24 protein-coding genes and 1 riboswitch are annotated in these 25,675 nt (G+C 72.4%); of the genes, 11 read left to right on the top strand and 13 right to left on the bottom strand.

Translation table 11 applies throughout. The annotated features are described in order from the left end of the window. Positions 1 to 21: 21 nt before the first annotated feature. Positions 22 to 1,473 (top strand): catalase, encoded by a 1,452-nt coding sequence (locus OG899_RS08275; RefSeq protein WP_125497845.1) that lies wholly within the window; start codon positions 22 to 24, stop codon positions 1,471 to 1,473. Between the two features lie 78 nt (positions 1,474 to 1,551). Here OG899_RS08275 and hisN read toward each other — a convergent pair whose 3' ends face one another. Next, positions 1,552 to 2,352 (bottom strand): histidinol-phosphatase, encoded by an 801-nt coding sequence (hisN, locus tag OG899_RS08270; RefSeq protein WP_125497844.1) that lies wholly within the window; start codon positions 2,350 to 2,352, stop codon positions 1,552 to 1,554. Positions 2,353 to 2,617: 265 nt separating this feature from the next. Between hisN and OG899_RS08265 the strand changes: the two genes are divergently transcribed. Further along, positions 2,618 to 3,238: a TetR/AcrR family transcriptional regulator gene (locus tag OG899_RS08265; RefSeq protein ID WP_125497843.1), complete on the top strand. Its 621-nt coding sequence runs from the start codon at positions 2,618 to 2,620 to the stop codon at positions 3,236 to 3,238. A gap of 131 nt (positions 3,239 to 3,369) precedes the next feature. Here OG899_RS08265 and OG899_RS08260 read toward each other — a convergent pair whose 3' ends face one another. The 4 genes from OG899_RS08260 to OG899_RS08245 form a co-directional block, all read right to left on the bottom strand. Next, complete coding sequence (locus OG899_RS08260; RefSeq protein ID WP_125497842.1) at positions 3,370 to 3,693, bottom strand: multidrug efflux SMR transporter; 324 nt, start codon at positions 3,691 to 3,693, stop codon at positions 3,370 to 3,372. Positions 3,694 to 3,825: 132 nt separating this feature from the next. Continuing rightward, positions 3,826 to 4,836 carry a ribosome small subunit-dependent GTPase A gene (gene rsgA / locus OG899_RS08255; RefSeq protein ID WP_406310965.1) on the bottom strand — a complete coding sequence of 337 codons (1,011 nt, stop codon included), beginning with the start codon at positions 4,834 to 4,836 and terminating at the stop codon, positions 3,826 to 3,828. 17 nt (positions 4,837 to 4,853) lie between these two features. Next, entirely contained in the window at positions 4,854 to 6,182 is a 1,329-nt protein-coding gene (gene aroA, locus OG899_RS08250; protein ID WP_125497840.1) for a 3-phosphoshikimate 1-carboxyvinyltransferase, read from the bottom strand. A 119-nt stretch (positions 6,183 to 6,301) separates the two neighbouring features. Further along, complete coding sequence (locus OG899_RS08245) at positions 6,302 to 7,024, bottom strand: M50 family metallopeptidase (RefSeq protein ID WP_125497839.1); 723 nt, start codon at positions 7,022 to 7,024, stop codon at positions 6,302 to 6,304. Between the two features lie 105 nt (positions 7,025 to 7,129). On the opposite strand from OG899_RS08245, the gene OG899_RS08240 reads away from it, so the two are divergent. The 8 genes from OG899_RS08240 (at position 7,130) to def (ending at position 14,689) form a co-directional block, all read left to right on the top strand. Further along, positions 7,130 to 7,945 carry an SOS response-associated peptidase gene (locus tag OG899_RS08240; protein ID WP_406310964.1) on the top strand — a complete coding sequence of 272 codons (816 nt, stop codon included), beginning with the start codon at positions 7,130 to 7,132 and terminating at the stop codon, positions 7,943 to 7,945. Between the two features lies 1 nt (position 7,946). After that, positions 7,947 to 8,585 (top strand): alpha/beta family hydrolase, encoded by a 639-nt coding sequence (locus tag OG899_RS08235; RefSeq protein ID WP_125497837.1) that lies wholly within the window; start codon positions 7,947 to 7,949, stop codon positions 8,583 to 8,585. A gap of 310 nt (positions 8,586 to 8,895) precedes the next feature. Beyond that, a complete protein-coding gene (locus OG899_RS08230; RefSeq protein WP_125497873.1) occupies positions 8,896 to 9,579 on the top strand; it encodes a sigma-70 family RNA polymerase sigma factor in 684 nt (227 codons plus the stop codon). Beyond that, a complete protein-coding gene (gene rsrA, locus OG899_RS08225; RefSeq protein WP_125497836.1) occupies positions 9,576 to 9,911 on the top strand; it encodes a mycothiol system anti-sigma-R factor in 336 nt (111 codons plus the stop codon). Before OG899_RS08230 ends, rsrA begins: the two co-directional genes overlap by 4 nt. Positions 9,912 to 10,172: 261 nt before the next feature. Continuing rightward, positions 10,173 to 11,558, top strand: a complete 1,386-nt coding sequence (locus OG899_RS08220; protein ID WP_125497835.1) for an HD-GYP domain-containing protein — start codon at positions 10,173 to 10,175, stop codon at positions 11,556 to 11,558. Continuing rightward, on the top strand, positions 11,555 to 12,811 hold the full coding sequence (locus OG899_RS08215; RefSeq protein ID WP_125497834.1) for an HD-GYP domain-containing protein: 1,257 nt from the start codon (positions 11,555 to 11,557) through the stop codon (positions 12,809 to 12,811). The genes OG899_RS08220 and OG899_RS08215 overlap by 4 nt, the downstream gene beginning before the upstream one ends. 104 nt (positions 12,812 to 12,915) lie before the next feature. Beyond that, a complete protein-coding gene (locus OG899_RS08210; protein WP_125497833.1) occupies positions 12,916 to 13,896 on the top strand; it encodes a hypothetical protein in 981 nt (326 codons plus the stop codon). Between the two features lie 142 nt (positions 13,897 to 14,038). After that, positions 14,039 to 14,689, top strand: coding sequence for a peptide deformylase (def, locus tag OG899_RS08205; RefSeq protein WP_125497832.1), 651 nt, complete (start codon positions 14,039 to 14,041; stop codon positions 14,687 to 14,689). Between the two features lie 208 nt (positions 14,690 to 14,897). On the opposite strand, the gene OG899_RS08200 is transcribed toward def, so the two are convergent. From OG899_RS08200 to OG899_RS08165, 8 genes are all read right to left on the bottom strand, one after another. After that, on the bottom strand, positions 14,898 to 15,863 hold the full coding sequence (locus tag OG899_RS08200; protein WP_168131581.1) for a helix-turn-helix domain-containing protein: 966 nt from the start codon (positions 15,861 to 15,863) through the stop codon (positions 14,898 to 14,900). A gap of 277 nt (positions 15,864 to 16,140) precedes the next feature. Beyond that, positions 16,141 to 17,097: a ribonucleotide-diphosphate reductase subunit beta gene (locus OG899_RS08195; RefSeq protein ID WP_229814114.1), complete on the bottom strand. Its 957-nt coding sequence runs from the start codon at positions 17,095 to 17,097 to the stop codon at positions 16,141 to 16,143. A 68-nt stretch (positions 17,098 to 17,165) separates the two neighbouring features. Further along, positions 17,166 to 19,529 carry a ribonucleoside-diphosphate reductase subunit alpha gene (locus tag OG899_RS08190; RefSeq protein WP_189428036.1) on the bottom strand — a complete coding sequence of 788 codons (2,364 nt, stop codon included), beginning with the start codon at positions 19,527 to 19,529 and terminating at the stop codon, positions 17,166 to 17,168. 133 nt (positions 19,530 to 19,662) lie between these two features. Continuing rightward, positions 19,663 to 19,827, bottom strand: a riboswitch (cobalamin riboswitch). 54 nt (positions 19,828 to 19,881) lie between these two features. Further along, complete coding sequence (locus OG899_RS08185) at positions 19,882 to 20,385, bottom strand: GNAT family N-acetyltransferase (RefSeq protein ID WP_168131579.1); 504 nt, start codon at positions 20,383 to 20,385, stop codon at positions 19,882 to 19,884. Between the two features lie 122 nt (positions 20,386 to 20,507). Next, on the bottom strand, positions 20,508 to 20,840 hold the full coding sequence (locus tag OG899_RS08180; RefSeq protein ID WP_168131578.1) for a TetR-like C-terminal domain-containing protein: 333 nt from the start codon (positions 20,838 to 20,840) through the stop codon (positions 20,508 to 20,510). 212 nt (positions 20,841 to 21,052) lie between these two features. Continuing rightward, on the bottom strand, positions 21,053 to 22,663 hold the full coding sequence (gene mctP / locus OG899_RS08175; protein WP_125497827.1) for a monocarboxylate uptake permease MctP: 1,611 nt from the start codon (positions 22,661 to 22,663) through the stop codon (positions 21,053 to 21,055). After that, on the bottom strand, positions 22,660 to 22,941 hold the full coding sequence (locus tag OG899_RS08170; RefSeq protein ID WP_185867839.1) for a DUF3311 domain-containing protein: 282 nt from the start codon (positions 22,939 to 22,941) through the stop codon (positions 22,660 to 22,662). Before OG899_RS08170 ends, mctP begins: the two co-directional genes overlap by 4 nt. Positions 22,942 to 23,141: 200 nt before the next feature. Further along, positions 23,142 to 23,906, bottom strand: coding sequence for a GntR family transcriptional regulator (locus OG899_RS08165; protein WP_125497826.1), 765 nt, complete (start codon positions 23,904 to 23,906; stop codon positions 23,142 to 23,144). Between the two features lie 462 nt (positions 23,907 to 24,368). On the opposite strand from OG899_RS08165, the gene OG899_RS08160 reads away from it, so the two are divergent. Continuing rightward, complete coding sequence (locus OG899_RS08160) at positions 24,369 to 25,646, top strand: extracellular solute-binding protein (protein WP_168131576.1); 1,278 nt, start codon at positions 24,369 to 24,371, stop codon at positions 25,644 to 25,646. The last annotated feature ends 29 nt before the right edge of the window (positions 25,647 to 25,675 follow it).

Raw genomic sequence — 25,675 nt, 5'->3', positions numbered from 1 at the left:
GACATTGCCGCAGGAGGCGACGTGACGCAGGGACCGCTTACTACGGAGGCCGGTGCACCGGTGGCCGACAACCAGAACAGCGAGACCGCCGGCGCCGGCGGCCCGATTCTGGTCCAGGACCAGCTGCTGCTGGAGAAGCTCGCCCACTTCAACCGGGAGCGCATCCCCGAGCGCGTGGTGCACGCCCGTGGCGCCGGCGCCTACGGCACCTTCACCGTGACCGCCGACGTCACCCAGTACACCCGGGCGAAGTTCCTCTCCGAGGTCGGCAAGCAGACCGAGGTCTTCCTCCGCTTCTCCACCGTGGCCGGCAACCTCGGTGCCGCGGACGCCGTCCGCGACCCGCGCGGCTTCGCGGTGAAGTTCTACACCGAGGAGGGCAACTACGACCTCGTCGGCAACAACACCCCGGTGTTCTTCATCCGGGACGCGATCAAGTTCCCCGACTTCATCCACACCCAGAAGCGCGACCCCTACACGGGCAGCCAGGAGCCGGACAACGTCTGGGACTTCTGGAGCCTGTCGCCGGAGTCCACGCACCAGGTGACCTGGCTGTTCGGCGACCGCGGCATCCCCGCGTCCTACCGCCACATGGACGGCTTCGGCTCGCACACCTTCCAGTGGAACAACGAGGCCGGCGAGGTCTTCTGGGTCAAGTACCACTTCAAGACCGACCAGGGCATCAAGTGCCTCACCCAGGAGGAGGCCAACAAGCTCGCCGGTGAGGACCCCGACTCCCACCAGCGGGACCTGCGCGAGGCGATCGAGCGCGGCGACTACCCGACCTGGACCGTCTACGTCCAGATCATGCCCGCGGCCGAGGCGGCCGGTTACCGCTTCAACCCGTTCGACGTGACCAAGGTGTGGCCGCACGCCGACTACCCGCTGGTCGAGATCGGCAAGCTGGAGCTGAACCGCAACCCGGAGAACATCTTCGCCGAGGTCGAGCAGTCGATCTTCTCCCCGGCGCACTTCGTGCCCGGCATCGGCCCGTCCCCGGACAAGATGCTCCAGGGCCGCCTGTTCGCCTACGGCGACGCCCACCGCTACCGCGTCGGCATCAACGCCGACCAGCTGCCGGTGAACCGCCCGCACGCCGTGGAGGCCCGCACCTACAACCGGGACGGCTTCCTGTACGACGGCCGCCACAAGGGCGCGAAGAACTACGAGCCGAACAGCTTCGGCGGCCCGGCCCAGACGGACCGTCCGCTGTGGCAGCCGCTCCCGGTCTCCGGTGTCACCGGTGACCAGCCGGCCCCGCTGCACGCCGAGGACAACGACTTCGTCCAGGCCGGCAACCTCTACCGGCTGATGTCGGAGGAGGAGAAGGAGCGCCTGATCGGCAACCTGGCGGGCTCGATCTCGCAGGTCTCCCGCGAGGAGATCATCGAGCGCGCGATCAACAACTTCCGTCAGGCCGACGCCGACTTCGGCAAGCGGCTGGAAGCCGCGGTCCAGGCCCTGCGCGGCTGATCCCAGCACGGGACCGCTTGTCGCGGCCGACGGGCCGGGCTCCCTTCGGGGACCCGGCCCGTCGTCGTTCCTCCCGGCTCACCGGCGCCGGTCGAGGTACTCCAGCAGCTCGTCGTGGAGCAGCCCGTTGGAGGCGGCGGCGTTGCCGCTGTGCGGCCCGGGACGCCCGTCCAGACCGGTGAAGGTGCCGCCCGCCTCGGTCACCACGATCGCGTTGGCCGCCATGTCCCACAGCGACAGCTCCGGTTCGGCGCACAGGTCCACCGATCCCTCGGCGACCATCATGTACGGCCAGAAGTCGCCGTAGGCGCGGGTGCGCCACACCTGGCGGGTCAGGTCCAGGAAGCCGTCCAGGCGCCCCTGCTCCTCCCAGCCGCTGAGCGAGGAGTACGCGAAGGAGGCGTCCTCCAGCTTGGCCACGCGCGAGACCTGCAGCCGGGAGGCCTGGGACAGGCTGCGTCCGGTGAACGCCCCGTGGCCCTTCGCCGCCCACCAGCGGCGGCCCAGCGCGGGCGCCGAGACCACGCCCACGACCGGCTGGTAGCCGCCCTCGCCCGCCACCATCAGCGAGATCAGCGTGGCCCACACCGGCACCCCGCGCACATAGTTCTTGGTGCCGTCGATCGGGTCGATCACCCAGCGGCGCGGGCCGCTGCCCTCGACGCCGTACTCCTCGCCCAGGATCGCGTCACGCGGGCGGGCGCGCTGCAGCTGGCCGCGGATCAGCTCCTCCGCCGCCTTGTCCGCCTCGCTCACCGGTGTCATGTCCGGTTTGGTCTCCACCCTGAGGTCGAGGGCCTTGAAGCGGTCCATCGTCGCGGCATCGGCCGCGTCCGCGAGAACGTGGGCCAGGCGCAAATCGTCGAGGTAGTCCGGCATGCAGTGAACGGTAACCGCCCCGGGACGCCCCGGGCCACAGGGGGCCGGGTGCGTCGGCGGCGAGCACCCGGAGCGCGCAGTCCCCGCATGCGCCGCACCACCCGGAGTGCGCAGTCCGGCCGTGCGCCGTGCCGCCCGGAGCACGCGGCTCCGGGATGCGCCGTGCCGCTCCCGGGCCATGCCTCCAAAGCTGCTTCGAGCGCCCTTGACACTGTCGTGGGGCGCCTCGAACCTGTCCGGCGTAGTGGCTCGCCCCCGGGAGGCGATGATGCCTGCAGCGCGGGATCTGCTGCTGGACGCCGCCTACGCGGCGCTGACCCGCCGGCCGTGGTACGCGGTGCGGATGGTGGACGTGGCCGCTGCGGCCGGGGTGTCGCGGCAGACGCTCCACAACGAGTTCGGCACCAAGGACGGGCTGGCGCGGGCGCTGGTCGAGCGGGAGGCCGCCGCCTTCCTCGCCGGGGTGGACCGTGCCCTGGCCGGTGGGTCCGACCCCCACCCTCGGCTCACCGCCCTCGTCGAGTGGATCGCCGCGGCCGCGCGGGACAACGCCCTGGTCAAGGCGCTGCTCACCGGCTGCTGGGACGCGTGGCTGCCCCGAGTGGAGCAGGCCGCAGCCCAGCCTGACGCCGCGGGCGACCGGGGCGACGGCCGGTCGCTGTCGCCGGCCGGCGTGCTGGCGCAGGTCCGCGACCGAGCCGTGGCCGCCCTGTCCGCCCCGGGCACTGCGGAGCCCGACGTCGTGGACCTGGCCGGCACCTGCGAGCTGGTGGTGCGCCTCGGCCTGTCCTGCGTGGCGGCGCCGCCCGGCGAGCACGGCGCGGGCGACCTGGTGCGCGCGGTGCTGCGCCGGTGCCGCCCGGACCGAGCGGGGCACAGGGGCTGAACGGGGCGCCCGACTGACCGGGGCGCAGGACTGACCGGGGCGCACGGAGCGCGGGAAGGGGAACGCCCGGCATCCGTGCGGACGCCGGGCGTCGTCGGTGCGCGGAGATCGTCGGTGCGGCGCAGAGGCCGTCAGTGCGCGGAGCCGGACAACTGCAGTCCGATGACCCCGACGATGACGAGCGTGATCGACACGATCTTCAGGGTGGACACCACGTCCCCGAGGAACACCATGCCGTAGATCGCGGTGCCCGTCGCCCCGATGCCGGTCCACACCGCGTACGCCGGCCCCACGTCGAGCCGCCGCAGAGACAGCGTCAGCAGCCCGAAGCTGCCGAGCGCGAAACTCGCGAAGGCGATGGTCGGCCACAGGCGTGTGAAGCCGTGGGAGAGTTTCAGGCATACCGCGAAGCCGGTCTCGAGCAGTCCCGCGACGATGACCAGCAGCCACGCCATGTGCTGTCCTCCCGTTGTCCGTCTCCGTGGCCGCCTGGGCTCGGTGTGATGTTGTGCTTGAAGATGTCTTTACCCGACCTTAGCCGGGACGGCGAAGCTGAGGTAGGGCGGGGTCCGGAAGGTGAGCCTCCGTCAGTCGCCCTCCTGGCGTTCCCGGGTGGCCAGCAGCCGGCGCAGCGAGGCGAGCCGGGCCGGGTCCGCGTGGCCCTCGGCCACCCATGCGTCCAGCGCGCAGTCGGGCTCGTCGTGACTGCAGGCGCGCGGGCAGTCCTGAGTACCGGGCTCCAGGTCGGGGAAGGCGTGGATGACCCGGGAGGGGTCGATGTGGGCCAGCCCGAAGGACCGGACCCCGGGGGTGTCGATCACCCAGCCGGAGGCGTCCTTCAACGGCAGTGCCAGCGCCGAGGTGGTGGTGTGCCGGCCCCGGCCCGTCACCTTGTTGACCTGGCCGGTCAGCCGCCGCCGGTCCTCCGCGACCAGCGCGTTCACCAGGGTCGTCTTGCCCACGCCGGAGTGTCCGACGAACGCGGTGACCTTGCCCTCCAGATGCGCGCACACCCGCCGCACGGCCTCACCGCTCTCCAACTCCTCCCGGCTGGTGACCACATACGGGATGTCCAGCGCCCCGTACAGCTTGAGCAGCTCGTCCGGCGGGGCCAGGTCCGACTTGGTCAGCACCAGCAGCGGCTCCAGGCCGCCGTCGTAGGCCGCCACCAGGCAGCGGTCGATCAGGCGCGGGCGCGGCTCGGGGTCGGCGAGCGCGGTGACGATGGCCAGCTGGTCGGCGTTGGCCACCACGACCCGCTCGAAGGGATCGTCGTCGTCGGCCGTGCGGCGCAGCACCGAGGTGCGCTCCTCGATGCGCACGATGCGCGCCAGGGTGTCCTTCTTGCCGGACAGATCGCCCACCAGGGCCACCCGGTCGCCGACGACGGCCGCCTTGCGGCCCAGCTCCCGGGCCTTCATGGCCACGACGGTGCGGCCGTCCACCAGGCAGGTCAGCCGGCCGCGGTCCACGGTGAGCACCATGCCCTGGGCCGCGTTCTCGTGCTTGGGGCGGATGTTCGTCCGCGGCCGGGTGCCCCGGCGGCCGGGGCGGGTGCGGATGTCGTCCTCGTCGGTGTGCTTGCCGTAACGGCGCATGAGCTGATCCCCGCGTCCTACGCCCCGAGCATCCCGGTCCACAGGTCGGGGAAGTCCGGCAGGGTCTTCGCGGTCGTCGCCACGTTCTCGATCTGCACACCCTCGACCACCAGGCCGATGATGGCGCCGGCCGTGGCCATGCGGTGGTCGTCGTAGGTGTGGAAGACCCCGCCGTGCAGCGGACGCGGCCGGATGTGCAGGCCGTCGGCCGTTTCGGTGACGTCGCCTCCGAGCGCGTTGATCTCCTTGGTGAGCGCCGCCAGCCGGTCCGTCTCGTGCAGCCGCAGATGGGCCACGCCCCGCAGGGTCGAGGGAGAGTCCGCGAGCGCGGCCACCGCGGCGATGCCCGGGGTCAGCTCGCCGACCTCGCTCAGGTCCGCGTCGATGCCGTGCACGGAGCCGGAGCCGGTGAGGACCAGGCCGTAGTCGGTCAGCTCGCAGGAGCCGCCCATCTCGGTGAAGATCTCCCGCAGCCGGTCGCCCGGCTGGGTGGTGTGCCGCGGCCAGTCGGGGATGACGACCCTGCCGCCGGTGACCAGGGCCGCCGCGAGGAACGGCTGCGCGTTCGACAGGTCCGGCTCGATGGTCAGGTCCCGGCCGAGCAGGGCACCCGGCGTCACCCGCCACACATGGGGCTCGCCGCCCGACTCGGGGGCGTCCACCTGGGCGCCGGCCGCGCGCAGCATGTCCACCGTCATCCGGATGTGCGGCATCGACGGCAGTGTCGCCCCGACGTGCCGCACCTCCACGCCCTGGTTGAAGCGCGGGCCGGACAGCAGCAGCGCGGAGACGAACTGGGAGGACGAGGAGGCGTCGATCTCGACCGTGCCGCCGTCCAGGGCGCCGCCGCCGTGCACCGTGAGCGGCAGGGCGCCGCGGCCGTCGTCGTCGATCCGGGCGCCGAGCGCGCGCAGCGCGTCGATCACGCCGTGCAGGGGGCGCTCGTAGGAGCGCGGGTCGCCGTCGAAGCGGACGGGGCCGTCGGCCAGCGTGGCCACCGGCGGCAGGAACCGCATCACCGTGCCGGCGTTGCCCACGTCGACCGTGGCCGGGCCGTGCAGCCCCGCCGGGATCACCCGCCAGGCCTCACCGGAGGCACCCGCGCCGGAGGACGAGGACACCGTCTCCTCGATCCCGACACCCATGGCCCGCAGCGCTTCGGCCATCAGCAGCGTGTCGCGGGAGCGCAGCGGGCGGCGCAGCCAGCCCGGCTCGGAGGCCAGCGCGGCCAGCACCAGCGCCCGGTTGGTGACCGACTTGGACCCGGGCACGTGGACCGTCGCGTCGACGGCTCCGCTCGCGTGCGGGGCGGGCCAGAGGGCGGTGGACGTGTCGTTCGGGGCCATGGGGCCCACTCTATAAGGGACGCGATCGTCCGACGGCCGCACGGTGCGGCGGCCCGTTCACCGAGGGTGTCCGCGGCCCCCGACGGCGCTGCGAGGCGTCGGGGGGACGTGCGCGCCGCTCATCCGCCGAGCAGCCACCGGCCCCCGCCCAGCAGCGAGCACAGCGACACCACGTGGAAGAGGAACAGCCACAGCCCGGCCGGCACATGCGTCAGCCGCGCCAGCTGGTCCGCGTCGGAGTCCGCGGCCCCGCCCCGGGACCGCTGGGCCTGCAGCTCGAAGGCCGGCCGCACCCCGCCCAGCAGCAGGAACCACACCACGGCGTACGCGAACGCCGCCTGCACCTGGGGGTCGGCCAGCCACGACACCAGCAGGAACGCGGCGGCGGTGAGGACCACCGTCAGCACCCCGTAGACGTTGCGGATCATCACCAGCATCGCCAGCAGCAGCGCGGTGGCCGCCCACAGCAGCAGCGTGATGCGTCCGGCGGCGAGCAGCGCGGCGCCGCCCAGGCCCAGCAGCGGGGGAGCGGTGTACCCGGCGGCCGCGGTGAGGATCATGCCCAGGCCGTAGGGCTTGCCGCGGCTGACGGTCAGGCCGCTGGTGTCGGAGTGCAGGCGTATGCCGGTGAGCGTGCGGCCGGTGAGCAGGGCCACCAGCGCGTGCCCGCCCTCGTGGGCGATGGTGACGGCGTTGCGTGCCACCCGCCACGAGGCGTGCGGGACCACGACGGCGAGCGCGGCGAGCCCGGTGGCGACCACCATCCACAGCTCGGGGTCGGGCTGGGTGCCGGTCAGCCGGTCCCAGACGTCGGGCAGCGCGGAGGCGGCGGTGCTGGCCATGGTCGCGGAGGGCTCCTCGGGTGGTGCGGTCGGGACAGGGGGTGCGGAAGCGTCGTCGGTGGGGGCGGTGGCCGGGAGGTGGGAGGGGCTGGCAGTGTGGCATGCATGTGCGGACGGTATGCAGCGAGTCGCGGGGCCGAGGACCTGGTGAAGATCTTCGGTGTCGAGAAGTGGGAGCCGGACGAGACCCTGGCGCCCGACTACAACGTGGCCCCCACCAAGGAGGTGCACGTCGTCCTCGACCGCCCCCTGAAAGACGCCGAGGACCGCCGTCCGGTTCGCCAGCTGCGCAAGCTGACCTGGGGCCTCGTCCCGTCCTGGGCGAAGTCGCCGGAGGGCGCCGCCCGGATGATCAACGCGCGGGCGGAGACCGTGCACGAGAAGCCGTCCTACCGCCGGGCCTTCGCCTCTCGCCGCTGCATCGTGCCCGCCGACGGCTACTACGAGTGGGTGACCGGCGCCCAGGAGCGGGAACTGGAGGTCGAGGGCCGGCGCAAGCGGCCCCGCAAGCAGCCGTACTTCGTCACCCCGGCCGACGGGTCGGTGCTGGTGATGGCCGGACTGTACGAGTTCTGGCGGGACCGCACGCTGCCCGACGACCATCCGCGGGCCTGGTGGGTGACCTGCGCGGTGATCACCACGGAGGCGGAGCGCACCCCGCTCGCGGTCGCGCCCGCCGAGGGCCCGCGCTCGCTGGCCGACATCCATCCGCGGATGCCGCTGATGCTCACCCCCGACCGCTGGGACGCCTGGCTGGACCCGAACCGCACCGACCCGGCCGACCTGCGCGGCCTGCTGGATCCGCCGCCGCCCGGTCTGATGCGCGCCTACCCGGTCTCCACCGCCGTCAGCAACGTCCGCAACAACGGCCCGGAGCTGCTGAAGGAGCTGCCGGCACCGGAAGAGGGCACACTCTTCTGACGTGATCTCCAGCGCGACCGAGACGATCGAGACCGAGGCGGGAACCGCCCGCGTGACCTGGCACCCGGCGGCGACGGCACGGCTGGTGCTGGCCGCCGGGCACGGAGCCGGCGGCGGCATCGAGGCCCGCGACCTGCAGGCCCTGGCCCGCGTGCTGCCGGCGCACGGGGTGAGCGTGGCGCTCGTGGAGCAGCCCTGGCGGGTGGCCGGCAAGAAGGTGGCACCCGCGCCGAAGACCCTGGACGCCGCGTGGCGCGGGATCTGGCCCGCGCTGACCGCCCCCGGGCTGCCGGTGATCGCCGCCGGGCGCAGCGCCGGGGCGCGGGTCGCCTGCCGCACGGCGCGGGAGCTGGGCGCGCACGCCGTGCTCGCGCTGAGCTTCCCGCTGCATCCGCCGGGCCGGCCGGAGCGGTCCCGCGCCGCGGAACTGCTCAACACCGGGGTGCCCACGCTCGTCGTCCAAGGCGGCAGGGACCCCTTCGGCCGGCCGGAGGAGTTCCCGGCCGGCGACTTCCGGCTGGTGGAGGTCCCGGACGGCGATCACGGGTTCGCCGTCCCCAAGCGGTCGCAGATCACCCAGGAGCGGGCGCTGGAGATCCTCACGGACGCGGTGGCGCAGTGGGCTGCGCCACTCGTGTGAGGCCCGGGAATGCCCCGCGGCGGGTCGCTGTTGACGCCTGACAGACGTGCTGAGGCCTCGGCACCGCCGTTGTGGGAAGGAAGTCCGCCGCATGGGTTCCACCATCTGCCCGCCCGCCTCCAGCCCTCACCCAGTGGACGGGCTGCGCCCGGCCGGATCCGACGCGACCCGTGAGCGTGACACGGCCCTGGAGTGGGCGGTGCTGCACGCGCCGAAGACCGTTCCTTTTCGAGGGGCGGCCGGGGCGGGTCGTGTTCTATCCTCCGAGTCGAGTGGGGCCGGTCTCGGTCCCGCCCGGGAACGCGAGGAGGTGGGTCCGGTCGCAGGGACCGACAACGGCCAGGCGGAGCTGCCCGAAGGCCAGGGCACGGGCGTGACCGCGTCCGCGGAGTCGTCCGCGGAGCGCAGTGCGCGCTTCGAGCGCGACGCGCTCGAGTTCCTCGACCAGATGTACTCGGCCGCGCTGCGCATGACGCGCAACCCTGCCGACGCCGAAGACCTGGTGCAGGAGACCTACGCCAAGGCGTACGCGTCCTTCCACCAGTTCCGTGAGGGCACGAACCTCAAGGCGTGGCTGTACCGGATCCTCACCAACACTTTCATCAACTCCTACCGCAAGAAGCAGCGCGAACCGCAGCGCAGCGCCGCGGAGGAGATCGAGGACTGGCAGCTCGCCCGCGCCGAGTCGCACATGTCGACCGGCCTGCGCTCCGCCGAGTCGCAGGCGCTCGACCACCTGCCCGACTCGGACGTGAAGGAGGCTCTCCAGGCGATCCCCGAGGAATTCCGCATCGCGGTGTATCTCGCGGACGTCGAGGGGTTTGCCTACAAGGAGATCGCGGACATCATGGGGACACCCATCGGAACGGTGATGTCCCGCCTGCACCGGGGCCGTCGTCAGCTGCGCGGCATGCTGGAGGACTACGCCCGTGAACGCGGGCTCGTCCCGGCCGGCGCCGGAGAGTCGAACGAAGCGAAAGGCTCGGGCTCATGAGCTGCGGCAAGCCGCACGAGACGGACTGCAGTGAGGTCCTCGGCCACCTCTACGAGTTCCTCGACCGTGAGATGCCGGACGTCGATCGCACCAAGTTCGAGCAGCACTTCGAGGAGTGCGCGCCGTGCCTGGAGAAGTACGGCCTGGAGCAGGCCGTGAAGAAGCTGGTCAAGCGGTGCTGCGGACATGACGAGGTGCCGTCGGACCTGCGCGCCAAGGTGATGGGACGCATCGAGCTGATCCGCTCCGGGCAGGTCCTGCCCGAGGGCGACGTCACCGTCCGCCCCCGGGATGACGTGAGCACGACTCGGATGACGTCCCAGGAGTCCTGACGGGGACCTGCCCCAGGGCTCCTGACCGGAACCCGTCCAGGGCTCCTGACGGAAGGCATCGCGTCGCCCGGGAGCGCGCGGTGGTGCCGGGCCGCCACCCGGAGCGCCCCGTTGCGTCCGCTTGGTGCGTCAGGGTGCGCGCTTTCCCTCGAACGCGCCCACCCGTCCGGGTGAACCGAGGTGCCCCGGGCCCGCTGTCCACCGCCCCGCCCTAGGCTCGCGGCCCTGACGAGTTGGTCCGGCCGGAGCGGGAGGGGCGACATGGAGGCGGTGCCGCCGCGGGCCCGTGCGACCGTGGCCTGCGCGGTGCTGGGCGCGCTGCCCTGCCTGCTTCCGGTGCTCCCCGCCACGCACGCGCAGGTCCCGCACACGCCCTGGGCGACGGTGCTGCCGCTCGTCGCGCTGTACGCGGGCTGCGAACGGCTCGGCGGGCGCCGTTTCACCGGCACCGGCTGCCCCGTCCTGCTGGCCGCCGTCCTCCTGCTGCCGCCGTCCGCCGCCGCCCTCGTCGCCCTGCCGGGCGCACTGCTCGCGCCGGGCGAGCGGCCCGACGACGTGCTGCGCCGTGCCTGGCACGCGGCCCAGCAGGTGCTCGCCGTGTGGACGGCCGCCCATGTGTCTGCGGCCCTGGGCGGCAGGACCGTCGTCGCCGACTGCCGCTTCGCCGCCGCGCTCGGCTGCGCCGCGGCCGCCGCGGTGGCGTACTGCCTGGTGCTGACCGCGCTGGATGCCCTGATCCGCGCCGCCTGCGGCCCCGTGTCCCCGATCCGGGCCTGGCGCGAGCTGATGTCCCGGACCCTGGGACCCGTCACGGTCCACGGGCTGGCCGGCCTGATGACGGCCGTGCTGTGGCGCAGCCCCTACGGCCCGGTCGCCGCCCTGCTGATGCTGCTGCCGACCGGGGCGTCCTGGTGGGCGTGGGCCCAGTACGACCGCGAGCGGGCCGCCCACCGGGCGACGATCCGCGCCCTGGTGCAGGCCGTCGACCTCAAGGACGGCTACACCCGCGGGCACAGCGAACGCGTCGGCCGGGCCTCCGCGATGATCGCCCGCGAGCTGGGCATGGACGACGAGCGCGTCGAGGTGCTGCGCTTCGCCGGTCTCCTGCACGACGTGGGCAAACTGGGCGTGCCCACCCGGCTGCTGCGCAAGGAGGGCCCGCTGACCGCCGAGGAACGGCGGATCATCGAGCTGCACCCCGAGTACGGCCACGAGATGGTCCGCGGCATCTCCTTCCTCGACGAGGCCCGCGCGGCGATCCTGCACCACCACGAACGGCTGGACGGCAGCGGCTACCCCTACGGGCTGAGCGGTGACCGGATTCCCGAGTGCGCGCGGGTGGTCGCCGTCGCCGACGCCTTCGACGCGATGACGTCCACCCGCTCCTACCGGCCGGCCCGCCCCGTGCCGGCCGCCCTGCGGGAGCTGCGCCGCTGCGCCGGCGCCCAGTTCGACCCGCGCATGGTCACCGCCCTGGTGCGCGCCCTCGCCCGCCACGGCTGGCACCCGGCGGTCACCTCGGACGACGACCGGACGCCACGGCCACCGGGCACGCCGGCCCCCGCGCCCGGGACGGACGGCACGCCGGAACGCGCCCGGGCGGACCTCCGAAAGACGGCCGGACCACGGGAGCACACCCGCCGATGACCCGACCGCTGCTGCTCGCCCTCGTCCGCGGCACCGCCGTCCTCGTCGCCCTGGCCTCGCTCGCCGTCACGCTGCACACCGGTCCGGTCCGGCCCGGCGCCGCGCTGGCCTTCGGCGCCCTCGTCCTGACAGGGGAGCTGACCCGGTGGTCCGCGCCGGCCGGCGCCGACACCGGACCCGAGGTCCGCGAACCCGCGCCGCTCGGTGCCGCCGCGGCCCTGGCCTACGCCCTGCTCGGCGAGGAGGCGGGCCGGTCCGCCCACCACGGCGCCTGCCAGACGGTCGCGGTGGTCCTCGCCGCGGGGCTGCTCGGCAGCGTGCCGCACCTCGCCCGCGGGCACGCCGGAACCCTGGACCACCTCGTCCGGCGGGTGCTGACCGTCTTCGTCGCCGCGACCGGCACCCACGTGCTGCACGCCACGGGGGCGACCGGCGCCTGGGGCGGGCCGGGGCACGCGGTGGCGCTGCCGGTGGTGTCGGCGCTCGCCGCGCTGTGCGGCGCGGCGGTGGCCGCGGTGTCGCTGCACTGCCGCACCCGGTGGCCCCTCCTCCCGCTGCTGCGCGAGGAGCTGCGCGGCCTGCTCGGACTCGGATCGGCGGTGTGCGCGACGGGCGCGGTGACGGCCCTGGGGGTCGCCGTCGCCGGACTGTGGGCGCTGCCGGTGTGCGCCCTGCCGATGCTGCTCACCCAGCTGTCCTTCCGCCGCTGCGCCGCGGTGCGCGCCGTGTGCCGGCAGACGATCGCCTCGCTGGCCCGGGCCACCGAGATCGCCGGGTGCACACCGCCCGGGCACGCCCGCCGGGTCGCCGCGCTCAGCCGGGCCGTGGGCCGCGACCTGGGCCTGACGGAACGGGACCTGACGGTCCTGGAGCACGCCGCCCTCCTGCACGACATCGGGCAGCTCGGCCTCGACGAACCGGTGCCCGCCGGTGCGACGGCCGATCTGCCCGCCGCCGAGCAGCGGCGCATCGCCCTGTTGGGCGGGGCGGTGGTGCGCCGGACGGGTGCGGGCCGCGAGGTGGCGGTCGTGGTGGAGCGGCAGGCCGACCCCTGTCCGGAGCAGCCGTTGCCCGCGCGGATCGTGCGGGCCGTGAACGCCTACGACGAAAAGGCCCGCGACGCCGGCTCCGGTGGCCCTTGGGAAGCGCTGGAGGAACTGCGCCGGGCCGGCGGCGACTACGCGCCCGAAGTGCTGACCGCCCTCGCCCGGGTCCTGGCGCGGGACGGTCTGACCGTGCCCGCCGTGGGGTAACCCATGGGTAATGAGCGCCCCGGAAGCCGTCCGTGGTTGGATGCGAAGCAAAGGGTGTCCGGGGGCGAGGCCGGCCCACTCGACGGAACTGGCAGGCGGGAAACGTGAGGATCTTCGGCAAGGGACGGCACCGGCCCTCCGCCTCGTGGCGGCGGGCCACCGACCGCGCGTTCACCCTGATCGGCGACGGCCGGTACGAGGACGCGGGCGCGCTGCTGACACGCGCCGCCGATCTGGAGCCCTGGCTGGCGGAGTCCTGGTTCAACCTGGCTCTGCTGCACAAGTTCCGCCACGACTGGGAGCAGGCCCGGGCGGCCGGACTGCGCGCCGTGGCCCTGCTGGACAAGGACACCGGGGCGCCGGACTGGTGGAACGTCGGCATCGCCGCGACCGCGCTGCAGGACTGGCCGCTGGCCCGCAGGGCCTGGCAGGCCTACGGCCTGAGGGTGCCCGGCGGGGCGACCGCGGCCGGGGAGCCGGTGGGCATGGAGCTGGGCAGCGCGGCCGTGCGGCTGTCCCCGGAGGGCGAGGCCGAGGTGGTGTGGGGCCGGCGCCTGGACCCGGCCCGGATCGAGGTGCTGTCCATCCCGCTGCCGTCCTCCGGACGACGCTGGGGCGAGGTGGTGCTGCACGACGGCGTCCCCCACGGGGAGCGCACCACCGGCGACGGGCACACCTTCCCCGTCTTCGACGAGATCGAGCTGTGGGCGCCCTCGCCGGTGCCCACCTGGGTGGTGCTGCTGGAGGCCGCCACCGAGGCGGACCGGGACGCGCTGGAACAACTCGCCGCCGACGCCGGGTTCGCCGCCGAGGACTGGTCGTCCTCCGTGCGGCTGCTGTGCCGGACCTGCTCGGAGTCGCGGATGCCGTCCGACGAGGGCGACGGCGTGCACCTCGACCCGCACGACCACAGCGAGCCGGGCCACCCCGGGCCGCTGGGGCACCGCACCGACGGGCAGCTGTGGGTGCCGGAGCGGGAGTGCGGGGTGGCCGCGCCGGCCTCGCTGGTGCGCGGACTGCTGGACGGCTGGGTGGCGGACAGCCCGGACTCCCGCGACTGGCGGGACCTGGAAGAGGTCTGCTGAGCCCGTCGGCGCGCACACCTGGACGACATCTGCCGGGCCCGCCGTCCGGTGCCCGTACCCGGACCCGGCCCGCGCCGGTGTCCGGCCCCTTTAGGCTGTATCCGCTACATCTCACAGGCTTGCAGGAAGGCGTACGTCGGTCATGGCGCAGCAGGACACCGATCAGCAGCACGCGGGCGTGCTCCCCGTCGACGACGAGGGGTACGTCGTCGACACGCAGGACTGCGAGGAACGCGAGCGGGCGTGGCGCGAGCGCGGGACCTCGCGGCCGATCACGGTGGTCGGCAACCCGGTGCTCCACAAGGAGTGCAAGGACGTCACCGAGTTCGGTGAGGAGCTGCAGCAGCTGGTCGCCGACATGTTCGCCAGCCAGCGCACCGCCGAGGGCGTGGGCCTGGCCGCCAACCAGATCGGCGTGGACCTGAAGGTGTTCGTCTACGACTGCGCCGACGACGCGGGCGTGCGGCACGTCGGCGTGGTCTGCAACCCCAAGCTGGTCGAGCTGCCCGCCGAGCGCCGCCGCCTGGACGACGGCAGCGAGGGCTGCCTGTCCGTGCCCGGCGCCTACGCCCCGCTGGCCCGCCCCGACTACGCCGAGGTGACCGGCCAGGACGAGCGCGGCAATCCGATCAAGGTGCGCGGCACCGGCTACTTCGCCCGGTGCCTGCAGCACGAGACGGACCACCTCTACGGCTCGCTGTACATCGACCGGCTCTCCAAGCGGGAACGCAAGGACGTGCTGCGGCAGATGGAGGAGAACGAGCCGCGCTACCCCGTGGTGCCCAACGACTGACGCCCTTCGGCGGTCCCGTCTCCACCGCCCGGACCGGCACCCACACCTGCGCACGGCGCCCGACCGCATGCCCGGCCGGGCGCCGTGGCCGTGTCCGGGACCGGGACCGGAAGTGCCGCCGGCCCGGCGGCCGGGAGCCGTGGCTGCCGCGACGGTGCCTGGGTGAGCGGCCGGTCCGCCGGAGCCGGGCCCGCGCTCCGGTCGTGTCTCATCCGCCTCGCGGGCCGGCGAACGCACGCCGGTAGGCGTGCGGGGTGATGCCCAGCACCCGCTGGAACTGGTACCGCAGCGCCGCCGCGGTGCCGAACCCGGTCCGGTCGGCGATCATGTCCATCGTCTGGTCCGTCGCCTCCAGCAGTTCCTGCGCCAGCAGCACCCGCTGGCGCAGCAGCCAGCGGTAGGGCGTGGTCCCCGTCTCCTGCTGGAAGCGGCGGGCGAAGGTGCGCGGCGACATGTGCGCGCGGGCGGCGAGCTGGTCCACCGTGATCTCCCGGTGCAGGTTCTCCTCCATCCAGGCCAGCACCCCGGCCACGGTGTCGGAGCGGGAGCGCGGCAGGGGCCGCTCGATGTACTGCGCCTGCCCGCCCTCCCGGTGCGGCGGCACCACCATGCGCCGGGCGATCTTGTTGGCGACCTGCGGCCCCTGCTCCTTGCGCACGATGTGCAGGCAGGCGTCGATGCCGGCGGCCGTCCCGGCGGAGGTGATCACCGGGTCCTCGTCGATGTAGAGCACGTCCGGTTCCACCTTCGCGCGCGGGTACCGGCGGGCCAGCTCGGCGGCGTGGTGCCAGTGCACCGCGCAGCGACGGCCGTCCAGCAGTCCGGCGGCACCGAGCACGAAGACGCCCGAGCACACGCTCAGCACCCGCGTCCCGCGCTCGACGGCCCGACGCAGCGCCTCGAGCAGTTCCGGCGGGTACGTCCGCCGGGTGAACTCCTCCCCGGCCGGCACCGCGATCAGATCGGCCGTCTCCAGCCGGTCCAGCCCGTACGGGGTGGCCATGCTCAGGCCCCCGGCATGGGTGCCCAGTGAGGGACCCTCGGCGGAGACCACCGCGAAGTCGTACACCGGCAGTCCGTCGTCGCTCCGGTCGACGCCGAACACCTCGCAGACCACGCCCAGTTCGAAGGGGCGCACCCCGTCCAGCACCACGGCCGCCACGTTCCGCAACACTCCGTCAGTGTGGCGCACGATGGCAGGAATTTGAAGGTGTGAGGCAGTCCTGCCACTGACGGTCAGGTGCGTCCGGCGCGACAGTGTTGTCCATGAACGCAGACCGCATCCAAGGACTGATCGGACTGTCGGCCGTGTGGGGACTCCCGGTCCTGATGATCCTCCCGGCGGCGATCGGCGCCGTACGGGAGTGGCGCATCGACCGGCAGATCCGGTGCGCACAGCGCAAGCACGCGGACCAGGAGTCCCGGACGGCGCCCACGCGCCCGCGGCGGGATCAGAAGTCCTCGTCCAGGGCGACCGAGCCCTCCACCGCCACCTGGTACGCCGACACCCGTCGTTCGAAGAAGTTGGTCAGCTCCTGAACCCCCTGCAGCTCCATGAAGGAGAAGGGGTTCTCGGAGCCGTACACCGGGGCGAAGCCGAGCCGTGTCAGACGCTGGTCGGCGACGCACTCCAGGTACTGCCGCATGGAGTCGGTGTTCATCCCCGCCAGGCCGTCGCCGCACAGGTCGCGCGCGAACTGCAGCTCGGCCTCGACGGCCTCCCGGAGCATCGCCGTCACCTGCCGGCCCAGCTCCTCGTCGAACAGGTCCGGCTCCTGCGCGCGGACGGTGTCCACCACGTCGAAGGCGAACGACATGTGCATCGTCTCGTCACGGAACACCCAGTTGGTGCCGGTGGCCAGACCGTGCAGCAGGCCCCGGCTGCGGAACCAGTACACGTAGGCGAAGGCCCCGTAGAAGAACAGCCCCTCGATGCAGGCGGCGAAGCAGATCAGGTTCAGCAGGAACCGCCGGCGGTCGTCCTTGGTGCGCAGCCGGTCGAGCTCCTGCACCGAGTCGATCCACCGGAAGCAGAACTCGGCCTTCTGACGGATGGACGGGATGTTCTCCACGGCCGCGAAGGCCGCCGCCCGGTCGTCCGGGTCGGGCAGATACGTGTCCAGCAGCGTCAGATAGAACTGGACGTGCACCGCCTCCTCGAACAGCTGCCTGCTCAGATACAGACGCGCCTCGGGCGAGTTGATGTGCTTGTACAGGGTGAGCACCAGGTTGTTCGCCACGATCGAGTCGCCGGTGGCGAAGAAGGCGACGAGCCGGCCGATGAGGTGCCGCTCGCCCGGGGAGAGCTCGGCCAGGTCGGGGACGTCGCCCTGCAGATCCACCTCCTCCACGGTCCAGGTGTTCTTGATGGCGTCCCGGTAGCGCTCGTAGAACCGCGGATAGCGCATGGGGCGCAGGGTCAGCTCGAAGCCCGGGTCGAGGAGGTTCTGGGGTCGGGCGGGGGTCGGGTGCGTCGTCACTGGCAGGCCTCGCAGATCTCGGGGTTCTCCAGGGAGCAGGCGACCGCCTGAGCGGTCGGTGCGGCCGGTGCGGGAACGGTGTCGGGGTGCTCCGCCCGGGCCGCGGGGGCGATCCGGGTCGCCGGACGGGAGCGGAGGTAGTACGTCGTCTTCAGGCCCGCCTTCCAGGCGTAGGCGTACATCGAGGAGAGCTTGCCGATGGTCGGCGTCTCCATGAACAGGTTCAGCGACTGGCCCTGGTCCAGGAACGGGGTGCGGGCGGCGGCCATGTCGATCAGGGCGCGCTGCGGCAGCTCCCACGCCGTGCGGTACAGCCGCCGTACGTCCTCCGGAAGCCAGGTCAGGCCCTGCACCGAGCCATTGGCCTCGCGCAGCGCCCGGCGGGTGTGCGCGTCCCACCGGCCCAGCTTCTTCAGATCCTCCACCAGGTAGGAGTTGACCTGGAGGAACTCGCCCGACAGCGTCTCGCGCTTGAACAGGTTGGACACCTGCGGCTCGATGCACTCGTAGACGCCGGCGATGGAGGCGATGGTGGCGGTCGGCGCGACGGCCAGCAGCAGGGCGTTGCGCAGGCCCACGGCGGCGATCCGCTCGCGCAGCGCCGCCCAGCGCTCGGGCCAGGCGAGAGTCACGTCGTAGTGGTCGGGGTGCAGCACGCCCCGGGCGGTGCGGGTGTGCTCCCAGGCGGGCAGCGGGCCGTTGCGCTCGGCCAGATCGGCGGACGTCTCGTAGGCGGCGAGCATGATCCGCTCGGCGATCTTCGTGGACAGCGCCCTGGCCTCGGGGGAGTCGAAGGGAAGCCGCAGCCGGAAGAAGACGTCCTGCAGACCCATCACGCCCAGGCCGACCGGCCGCCACCGCGCGTTGGACCGGGCCGCCTGCTCGGTCGGGTAGTAGTTGATGTCGACCACCCGGTCGAGGAACGTCACGGCGGTGCGCACGGTGGCGTCCAGCCTCTCCCAGTCGATGCCGCCGCCGGTCACGAACGCGCCGAGGTTGACCGAGCCCAGGTTGCACACCGCGGTCTCGGTGTCGTCGGTGACCTCCAGGATCTCCGTGCACAGGTTGGAGGAGTGGATCACACGGCCCGGCTCGGCGGTCTGGTTGGCGGTGCGGTTGGCGGTGTCCTTGAAGGCCATCCAGCCGTTGCCGGTCTGCGCGAGCGTGCGCATCATGCGGCCGTACAGCTCCCGGGCGGGCAGAGTTCTCCGCGCCAGGCCCTTGGCCTCCGCCGCCCGGTAGGCCCGGTCGAACTCCTCGCCCCACAGGTCGGTCAGCTCGGGCACGTCGGAGGGGCAGAACAGCGACCACGGCCCGTCGGCGTCCACCCGGCGCATGAACTCGTCGGGGATCCAGTGCGCGAGGTTGAGGTTGTGGGTGCGGCGCGCGTCCTCGCCGGTGTTGTCGCGCAGCTCCAGGAACTCCTCGATGTCCGCGTGCCAGGTCTCCAGGTACACCGCGGCCGCGCCCTTGCGCCGCCCGCCCTGGTTCACCGCCGCCACCGAGGAGTCCAGCGTCTTCAGGAACGGCACGATGCCGTTGGAGTGCCCGTTGGTGCCGCGGATCAGCGAACCGCGGGCGCGCACCCGGGAGTAGGCGATGCCGATGCCGCCGGCGTGCTTCGACAGACGGGCGACCTGGTGATAGCGCTCGTAGAGGGAGTCCAGCTCGTCCTTGGGGGAGTCCAGCAGGTAGCAGGACGACATCTGGGGGTGCCGCGTACCGGAGTTGAACAGCGTGGGGGAGGACGGCAGATACTCCAGCCGGCTCATCAGTCCGTACAGCGCGGCGACCTCGTCCACGGCGCGGTCGCCGTCGTCCGCGGCGAGACCGGCGGCGACGCGCAGCAGGAAGTGCTGCGGCAGCTCGATCACCTTCCGGGTGTGCGGGTGCCGCAGCAGATAGCGGCTGTGCAAGGTGCGCAGCCCGAAGTAGCCGAAGCGGTCGTCGGCGGCCGGGTCCACCGTCGCGTCCAGGCGGGCGGCGTGCCGCCGTACGAACGCGGCGGTCCGGTCGGCGATCAGCCCCTCGCGGTGGCCGACGGCCACGGACTCGCTGAAGGACGTGACATCCTGCGAGGCCGCCTCGGCCCGCAGGGAGAGCAGCAGCAGCCGGGCGGCCAGCCGCGAGTGGGCGGGGTCCTCGGCGATCAGCCCGGCCGCCGCCTCGGTCGCCAGTTCCCGCAGCTCCGCCTCGTCGGCGTGGGCGGAACGGCCGCGCAGCGCGGCGGCGGCGACCCGTCCGGGGTCGGTGCCGGGAAGGTCGGCGGTCAGCTCGGTCAGGGTGCGCAGCAGTGCGGCACCGGGACCGTCCAGGTCGAGGCCCGCGGCTGACGCCGGATCGGCGGGCGCGATGGTCACGTGGTGCTCTCCCTCGCTCGGCTCGGGGCCTCGTCGAGGGCAGGGGGCAGTCACGGACGCGCGACGGCGCCGCGTCCACCGGCCCAATCCGCGAGGCCCGGACGTCGGGCGCCCGGACCGGACGGCCGGGCGCACTGTCGGCAGGTCCTCGGACTGACGCTCGTCCACCGGCACGCGGGCAGCCGGAATCGGCGCCCAGCGGGCACGGGGGAACGCGTACACCGTTGCGGGACAGTTCCGGATTCGCACCGGATTCCCCTGCGGCGACAGCGAGCATGAGCATACATGTTGTGCCGACCCGAGGAGCCACCCCCAGATGTTGTGTTCGGCGCCGGATGGTCGGTGACGCGGGTCAGAGCGTCAGCGCGTAGGCGAGCAGCACGGTGTCGTCCGCGTCCGGCAGGGGGTTCCAGTCGCGTTCCGGTACCCGGACGAACCCCAGGCGCTCGTAGATGCGATGAGCGGCGTGCATGGTGCGCTGGGTGGACAGCACCAGACGGAGGCAGCCGGCGGCCCGGGCCCGCTCCACGCACGCCCGCACCAGGGCCTCGCCGGCGCCCCGGCGGCGTGCCGCGGGGGCGACCGCGAGCATCCGCATCTCCGCCTCCCCGGGCCCGGCGATCTCGGCCAGGGGACCGCCCGGCGCCACGAAGGTGACGCCGCCGAGCACCGTCCCGTCCGCCACGGCCACCAGCACCTCCGCGGCGGCCGCCCGCTTGCCCACGTCTCTCAGCTCGTCCAGATACGCGTCGCTGTCACTGAAGTCCAGCAGTCCGTCGCGCAGAAAGGCCTGCGCGGTGATCTCTCCGAGAGTGCCGTACTCGCCGGGCTCGGCCGGCCTGATCACGACGTCCATGCGCCCGAGTGTGCCGGGAGGGTGTGACAACGGGCCGTCCCGCTGTTCTGATGCGGCGTCAAAAAATCTCGGGTAATCGGCAATGTGACGCCGTTCGGCTCGTTGTTCCTCGGTGACCCGGCTCATCCGGCCGGGCCGCGCAGCAGCCGCCACACGGCGCGTGCCATGTCCTCGGCCGGCGCCCGCTCCTGGTCGTCGCGGAGCCAGTGGGTGATGACGCCGATGAAGGCGCCCGCGAGGTAGTGCGCGTTCACGTCCATCAGTGGCGCGGCGGCGCGCGATTCGGCGCCCGAGGCGGGCAGTTGCTCGGCGACCGCTTCAGCGAGCCGCTCACGCAACCGGTCGACGACACGCGCCGTGCCGCCCGGACCGAACATCGTGCGGTACAGCACGGCGTTCGCCTCCACGCGCCGGAACAGCTCGACGAGTTCGTCGGGCACCTGTCCGGCGGGCACGAGGCGGCGCCATGCACGTCCGCATCGCCGCCGCACTGAACCCGAAGCCGGAGTACCTCGATGCGGCCCGGCGCCTCACCGCCGCGTCACCCGCCCGGGCCATGGCCGGTGTGACGGGCCGTGTCGCCGGCACGGCGGCCCCTCGGCCGCGCCGCACACGGTGACGGGCCGCCGGTTCCTCCCGGCGGCCCGTCACTGTGCGGATGTGTTCGTCAGTGGGCGGAACCCGCCGTGGCGGGCGGCAGTTCCACCTGGACGTCCGGGTCGCCGGCGTCCTTGGTGTAGTCCTCCGGCCGGGTCTCGTCGACGCCGTCGGGCGCCTTGAACGCCCGCAGGACGACGGTGAGGACCACCGTGACCAGGACGTTCAGCACGAAGGCCGTCATGCCGATGTAGCCGGTCTCGCCGAGGCCGGGGATCTCGGCGGAGGAGCCGCCGAAGTGCTTCTGCGTCGGCGAGGCCACCCCGTAGGCGGCGACGGTGCCGTAGACCATGCCGACCGCCCAGCCGGCCAGCAGCGCCCAGCGGTGGAACCAGCGCGTGAACAGGCCGCCGACCAGGGCCGGGAACGTCTGCAGGATCCAGATGCCGCCCAGCAGCTGGAAGTTGATGGCGACCGTCTTGTCCATGGTCAGGACGAAGACCAGGGCGCCCACCTTCACCAGCAGGGACACCAGCTTGGAGACGCGGGTCTCCTGCTCCGCCGTGGCGTCCGGCTTGAGGAAGTCCTTGTAGATGTTGCGGGTGAACAGGTTCGCGGCCGCGATCGACATGATGGCCGCGGGCACCAGCGCGCCGATGCCGATGGCCGCGAAGGCCACGCCCGTGAACCAGTCCGGGAACATGTTCTCGAACAGCTGCGGGATGGCCAGCTGGCCGTTGCCCACGGTGATCCCGTCCGCGATCGCCATGAAGCCCAGCAGTGCCAGCAGGCCCAGCATCAGCGAGTACAGCGGCAGGATCGTGGTGTTGCGGCGGATCACCTCACGGCTGCGCGAGGACAGCGTCGCGGTGATCGAGTGCGGGTACATGAACAGCGCGAGCGCGCTGCCCAGGGCCAGCGTGGCGTACGTCCACCGGGCCCCCTCCGGCGGCGCGATGGAACCCGCCCCCGTTGTGGTGAACTTCTCGCTCGCCTTGGCGAAGATGTCGTCGAACCCGCCCAGTTTGATCGGGATGTAGATGATCGCGACCGCGATGACGATGTAGATGAGCGCGTCCTTCACGAACGCGATCAGCGCCGGGGCGCGCAGACCGGACGAGTAGGTGTAGGCGGCCAGCACACCGAAGGCGATGAGCAGCGGCAGGTCCTTGATGAACCAGTTGGTGTTCTCGCCGCCGCCGACGCCCATCACGTCCAGCACCGCCTGGATGCCGACGAGCTGGAGCGCGATGTACGGCATGGTGGCGAGGATGCCGGTGAGCGCCACCGCCAGCGACAGGCCCTTGGAACCGAACCGGCCGCGCACGAAGTCGGAGGTGGTGACGTAGCCGTGCCGGTGGGAGACCGACCACAGACGCGGCAGGAAGGTGAAGATCAGCGGGTAGACCAGGATCGTGTACGGCACCGCGAAGAACCCGGCCGCGCCCGTCGCGTAGATCGCCGCGGGCACCGCGACGAAGGTGTACGCCGTGTACAGGTCGCCGCCGAGCAGGAACCAGGTGATCCAGGTGCCGAACGACCGTCCTCCCAGGCCCCACTCGTCCAGGCTGTGCTCGTTCTCCGCCTTGCGCCACCGGGCGGCGAGGAAGCCCATGACGGTGACGAGCACGAAGAAGAAGATGAAGACGCCGAGTGCGATGCCGTTGACGCCGTCTCTCATCGCGCCGCACCGCCCTTCTCCGCCGCGCCGGCCTCGTGGGACGCGCGAGCGCGCTGGTCACGCTGCCAGAGCCGGTAGGCGATCATGGTCAGTGCCGTGGAGATCAGCACCCACACCATCTGGTACCAGTAGAAGAACGGGATGCCGATGAACGTGGGGTCGGTCTTGGCGTAGGACCCGACCCAGAGCATCGCCACGAACGGCGCGACGAGACAGAGGCCGATGACCACCCGCACGGGGGTCACCACCCCTCGGCGGACTTCTGGGGCATCTGACATGTGTGGCTCCGTCCCCTCGCTGAGCAGCGTGATCTTGCGATCACCTGGGTAATGCGCAGGCAATGTAGGGCACGTGCCGAGGTAACGGAACCCCTTGTCCGCATATCGGTTCCCGGAGCCGGTAACGGTTCGGGCTCGACCATGTGTTCGATTGTGAGGGGGTGCTCCGGCCCGGGGCGACGGCGGCCGGGCGGCCCGGGTCAGTCGGCCGGCCGCTTCAGCCGGGCGACGAACTTGTAGCGGTCACCGCGGTAGACCGACCGCACCCACTCCACGGGCCGGCCGGTGCGGTCCAGGGAGTGCCGGGAGAGCAGCAGCATCGGCAGCCCCACGTCGGTGCCCAGCAGACCCGCCTCGCGCGGGGTGGCCAGCGAGGTCTCGATGGTCTCCTCGGCCTCGGCCAGGTGGACGTCGTAGACCTCGGCGAGAGCCGTGTACAGCGAGGTGTACTTCGCCAGGCTGCGGCGCAGCGCCGGGAACCGCTTGGCCGACAGATGGGTGGTCTCGATGGCCATCGGCTCGCCGTTGGCCATGCGCAGTCGCTCGATGCGCAGCACCCGGCCGCCGGGGGCGATGTCGAGCAGGCCGGCGAGGCGGTCGTCGGCCGTGATGTAGCCGATGTCGAGCAGTTGCGAGGCCGGCTCCAGCCCCTGGGCGCGCATGTCCTCGGTGTAGGAGGTCAGCTGCAGCGCCTGGGAGACCTTCGGCTTGGCGACGAAGGTGCCCTTGCCCTGGATGCGCTCCAGGCGGCCCTCGACGACCAGCTCCTGCAGCGCCTGGCGCACGGTGGTGCGCGAGGTGTCGAACTCCGCCGCCAGCGTCCGCTCGGGCGGGACGGGAGTCCCGGGCGCCTGGGTGCGGGTCATGTCCAGCAGATGCTTCTTCAGGTGGTAGTACTTGGGCACGCGCGCGGTACGGACACTCGCCCCACCCTCGTTCTCCGCACTGCTGACGTCGGTGCTCATGTTCTGCCTTCCCGGCTCCGGTGCCGAAGCGACCCGTCTCCATCGGCCACGTTCACATCGTGGCACGGCCCGCCGTGCCGGGCCGCCACCCGCACGCTGCGTGATCTCTCTGTATACCGTCGGGACCTCTGCTGGTCTAGTCCACCACATGCCGGGACGGACGGTGTCACCGGGGCGCCGACGGGCCGCGGCGGGGCGGCGCGAGGGGGTGCCGACGCCGGCCGGCGCGGGCGTCCGTTTGCCCGGAAGAGCAATGAAAGGTCCCTGCATATCGCGGTCCCGTAACGGACCGTCTGAGCGCGTCTTCGCACTCTTGACAGCCCATATGGTCTAAGCCAAGCTCCCCCGGTACTGGTCTACACCATTTGGCCGGTCCCGGCCCCGAGGGCGGTGCGCGCCGACGCTCGACCGTCGCCGGCCGCAGGGAGGCGGGGGGTCTGTGGCATCCCTGAGGAGGGTGGCGTGAAGCGCAAGCTGATTGCCGCGATCGGCATCGCGGGCATGGTGTTCTCCGTCGCGGCGTGCGGCAGCGACGGCGGGGGCTCGGGCAAGGGCGCCGACGCCGAGGAACTGACCGTCTGGCTCACCGTGGACGCCCAGAACAACTGGCCCGAGCTGGTCAAGTCCGCCGACGACGCGGTGAAGGCCAAGCACCCGGGGCTGACCATCAAACACGAGTACTACGGCTGGCCCGACAAGAACGCCAAGCTCGACGCCGTCCTCGCCACCGACAAGGCCCCCGACGTCGTCGAGATGGGCAACACCGAGATGCTCGGCTACATGGTCAAGGGCGCCTTCGCCCCCCTGGACCCGGCGAGGTTCGCCAACTCCTCGGCCTGGCTGGACGGTCTGAAGCAGTCGGTGACCTACGAGGGCAAGACCTACGGAGTCCCCTACTACGCGGGCGGCCGTGTCGCCAACTGGCGCAAGGACGTCTTCGCCTCGGTCGGGGTGAAGACGACACCGAAGACGTACCAGGAACTCCTGTCCGACCTGGACAAGGTGCAGAAGGCGAAGGGCGACACGTTCAGCGCCTGGTACCAGCCCAGCCGTGACTGGTACGCGGCCATGTCCTTCGTCTACGACGCCGGCGGCGCCATCGCGGAGGAGGAGGGCGGCCGGTGGAAGGCCACCCTGTCCTCGCCCGAGTCCCTCGAGGGCCTCGAGGCGTACAAGGAGATCCTCGACAGGTACATGCACGGCGACAAGACCAAGGACGAGGCCGACCGGCCGATCGTCTACGGTCAGGGCAAGTCCGGCATGATCTTCGCCGCCGCCTGGGAAGGTGCGACCGCCGCAGACCCGAAGAACGACAAGGTCGGAAAGCTCGCCGACAAGATCGAGAACTTCGTGATGCCGGGGCCGTCCGGCAAGAACATGCCCGTGTTCCTGGGCGGTTCGGACCTCGCCGTCCCGGTCAAGTCCACGGCGCAGGACCTCGCCGCCGAGTGGATCGACGCCTTCACCGGTCCCTCCGGCCAAAAGGTCCTGGCGGCCAAGGGCAACCTGCCCAACAACACCACCGACCTCGCGGCGCTGAAGAAGGACCCGAAGACCGCGGTCCCGGCCACCGCGGCCGAGTCCAGCTGGTTCGTCCCGACGGCCCCGGGCTGGGGCCAGGTGGAGAAGGCCCAGGTGCTGCAGACGATGCTGCAGTCCATCGCCACCGGCAAGAAGTCCGTCGAGGCGGCCGCCAAGGAGGCCGACGCGGCGATCGACAAGGTGATCAACACCAAGTGACCCGGGTGCGGGGTCCCGCCGCCGCGGGG

The organism is Streptomyces thermoviolaceus, from assembly GCF_045209695.1.
GTDB classification, from domain to species: domain Bacteria; phylum Actinomycetota; class Actinomycetes; order Streptomycetales; family Streptomycetaceae; genus Streptomyces; species Streptomyces thermoviolaceus.
The sequence above is the reverse complement of the archived record's forward strand: the minus strand, read 5'-3'. Positions and strand labels throughout refer to the sequence as shown.

Bases quoted from the DNA above. Each gene is read 5' to 3' on its own strand.
- hisN (WP_125497844.1), bottom strand. From the start codon at position 2,352: ATGCCGGACTACCTCGACGATTTGCGCCTGGCCCACGTTCTCGCGGAC.
- OG899_RS08265 (WP_125497843.1), top strand. From the start codon at position 2,618: ATGATGCCTGCAGCGCGGGATCTGCTGCTGGACGCCGCCTACGCGGCG.
- OG899_RS08260 (WP_125497842.1), bottom strand. From the start codon at position 3,693: ATGGCGTGGCTGCTGGTCATCGTCGCGGGACTGCTCGAGACCGGCTTC.
- rsgA (WP_406310965.1), bottom strand. From the start codon at position 4,836: ATGCGCCGTTACGGCAAGCACACCGACGAGGACGACATCCGCACCCGC.
- aroA (WP_125497840.1), bottom strand. From the start codon at position 6,182: ATGGCCCCGAACGACACGTCCACCGCCCTCTGGCCCGCCCCGCACGCG.
- OG899_RS08245 (WP_125497839.1), bottom strand. From the start codon at position 7,024: ATGGCCAGCACCGCCGCCTCCGCGCTGCCCGACGTCTGGGACCGGCTG.
- OG899_RS08240 (WP_406310964.1), top strand. From the start codon at position 7,130: ATGTGCGGACGGTATGCAGCGAGTCGCGGGGCCGAGGACCTGGTGAAG.
- rsrA (WP_125497836.1), top strand. From the start codon at position 9,576: ATGAGCTGCGGCAAGCCGCACGAGACGGACTGCAGTGAGGTCCTCGGC.
- OG899_RS08220 (WP_125497835.1), top strand. From the start codon at position 10,173: ATGGAGGCGGTGCCGCCGCGGGCCCGTGCGACCGTGGCCTGCGCGGTG.
- OG899_RS08215 (WP_125497834.1), top strand. From the start codon at position 11,555: ATGACCCGACCGCTGCTGCTCGCCCTCGTCCGCGGCACCGCCGTCCTC.
- def (WP_125497832.1), top strand. From the start codon at position 14,039: ATGGCGCAGCAGGACACCGATCAGCAGCACGCGGGCGTGCTCCCCGTC.
- OG899_RS08195 (WP_229814114.1), bottom strand. From the start codon at position 17,097: ATGCGCTATCCGCGGTTCTACGAGCGCTACCGGGACGCCATCAAGAAC.
- OG899_RS08185 (WP_168131579.1), bottom strand. From the start codon at position 20,385: ATGGACGTCGTGATCAGGCCGGCCGAGCCCGGCGAGTACGGCACTCTC.
- mctP (WP_125497827.1), bottom strand. From the start codon at position 22,663: ATGAGAGACGGCGTCAACGGCATCGCACTCGGCGTCTTCATCTTCTTC.
- OG899_RS08170 (WP_185867839.1), bottom strand. From the start codon at position 22,941: ATGTCAGATGCCCCAGAAGTCCGCCGAGGGGTGGTGACCCCCGTGCGG.
- OG899_RS08165 (WP_125497826.1), bottom strand. From the start codon at position 23,906: ATGAGCACCGACGTCAGCAGTGCGGAGAACGAGGGTGGGGCGAGTGTC.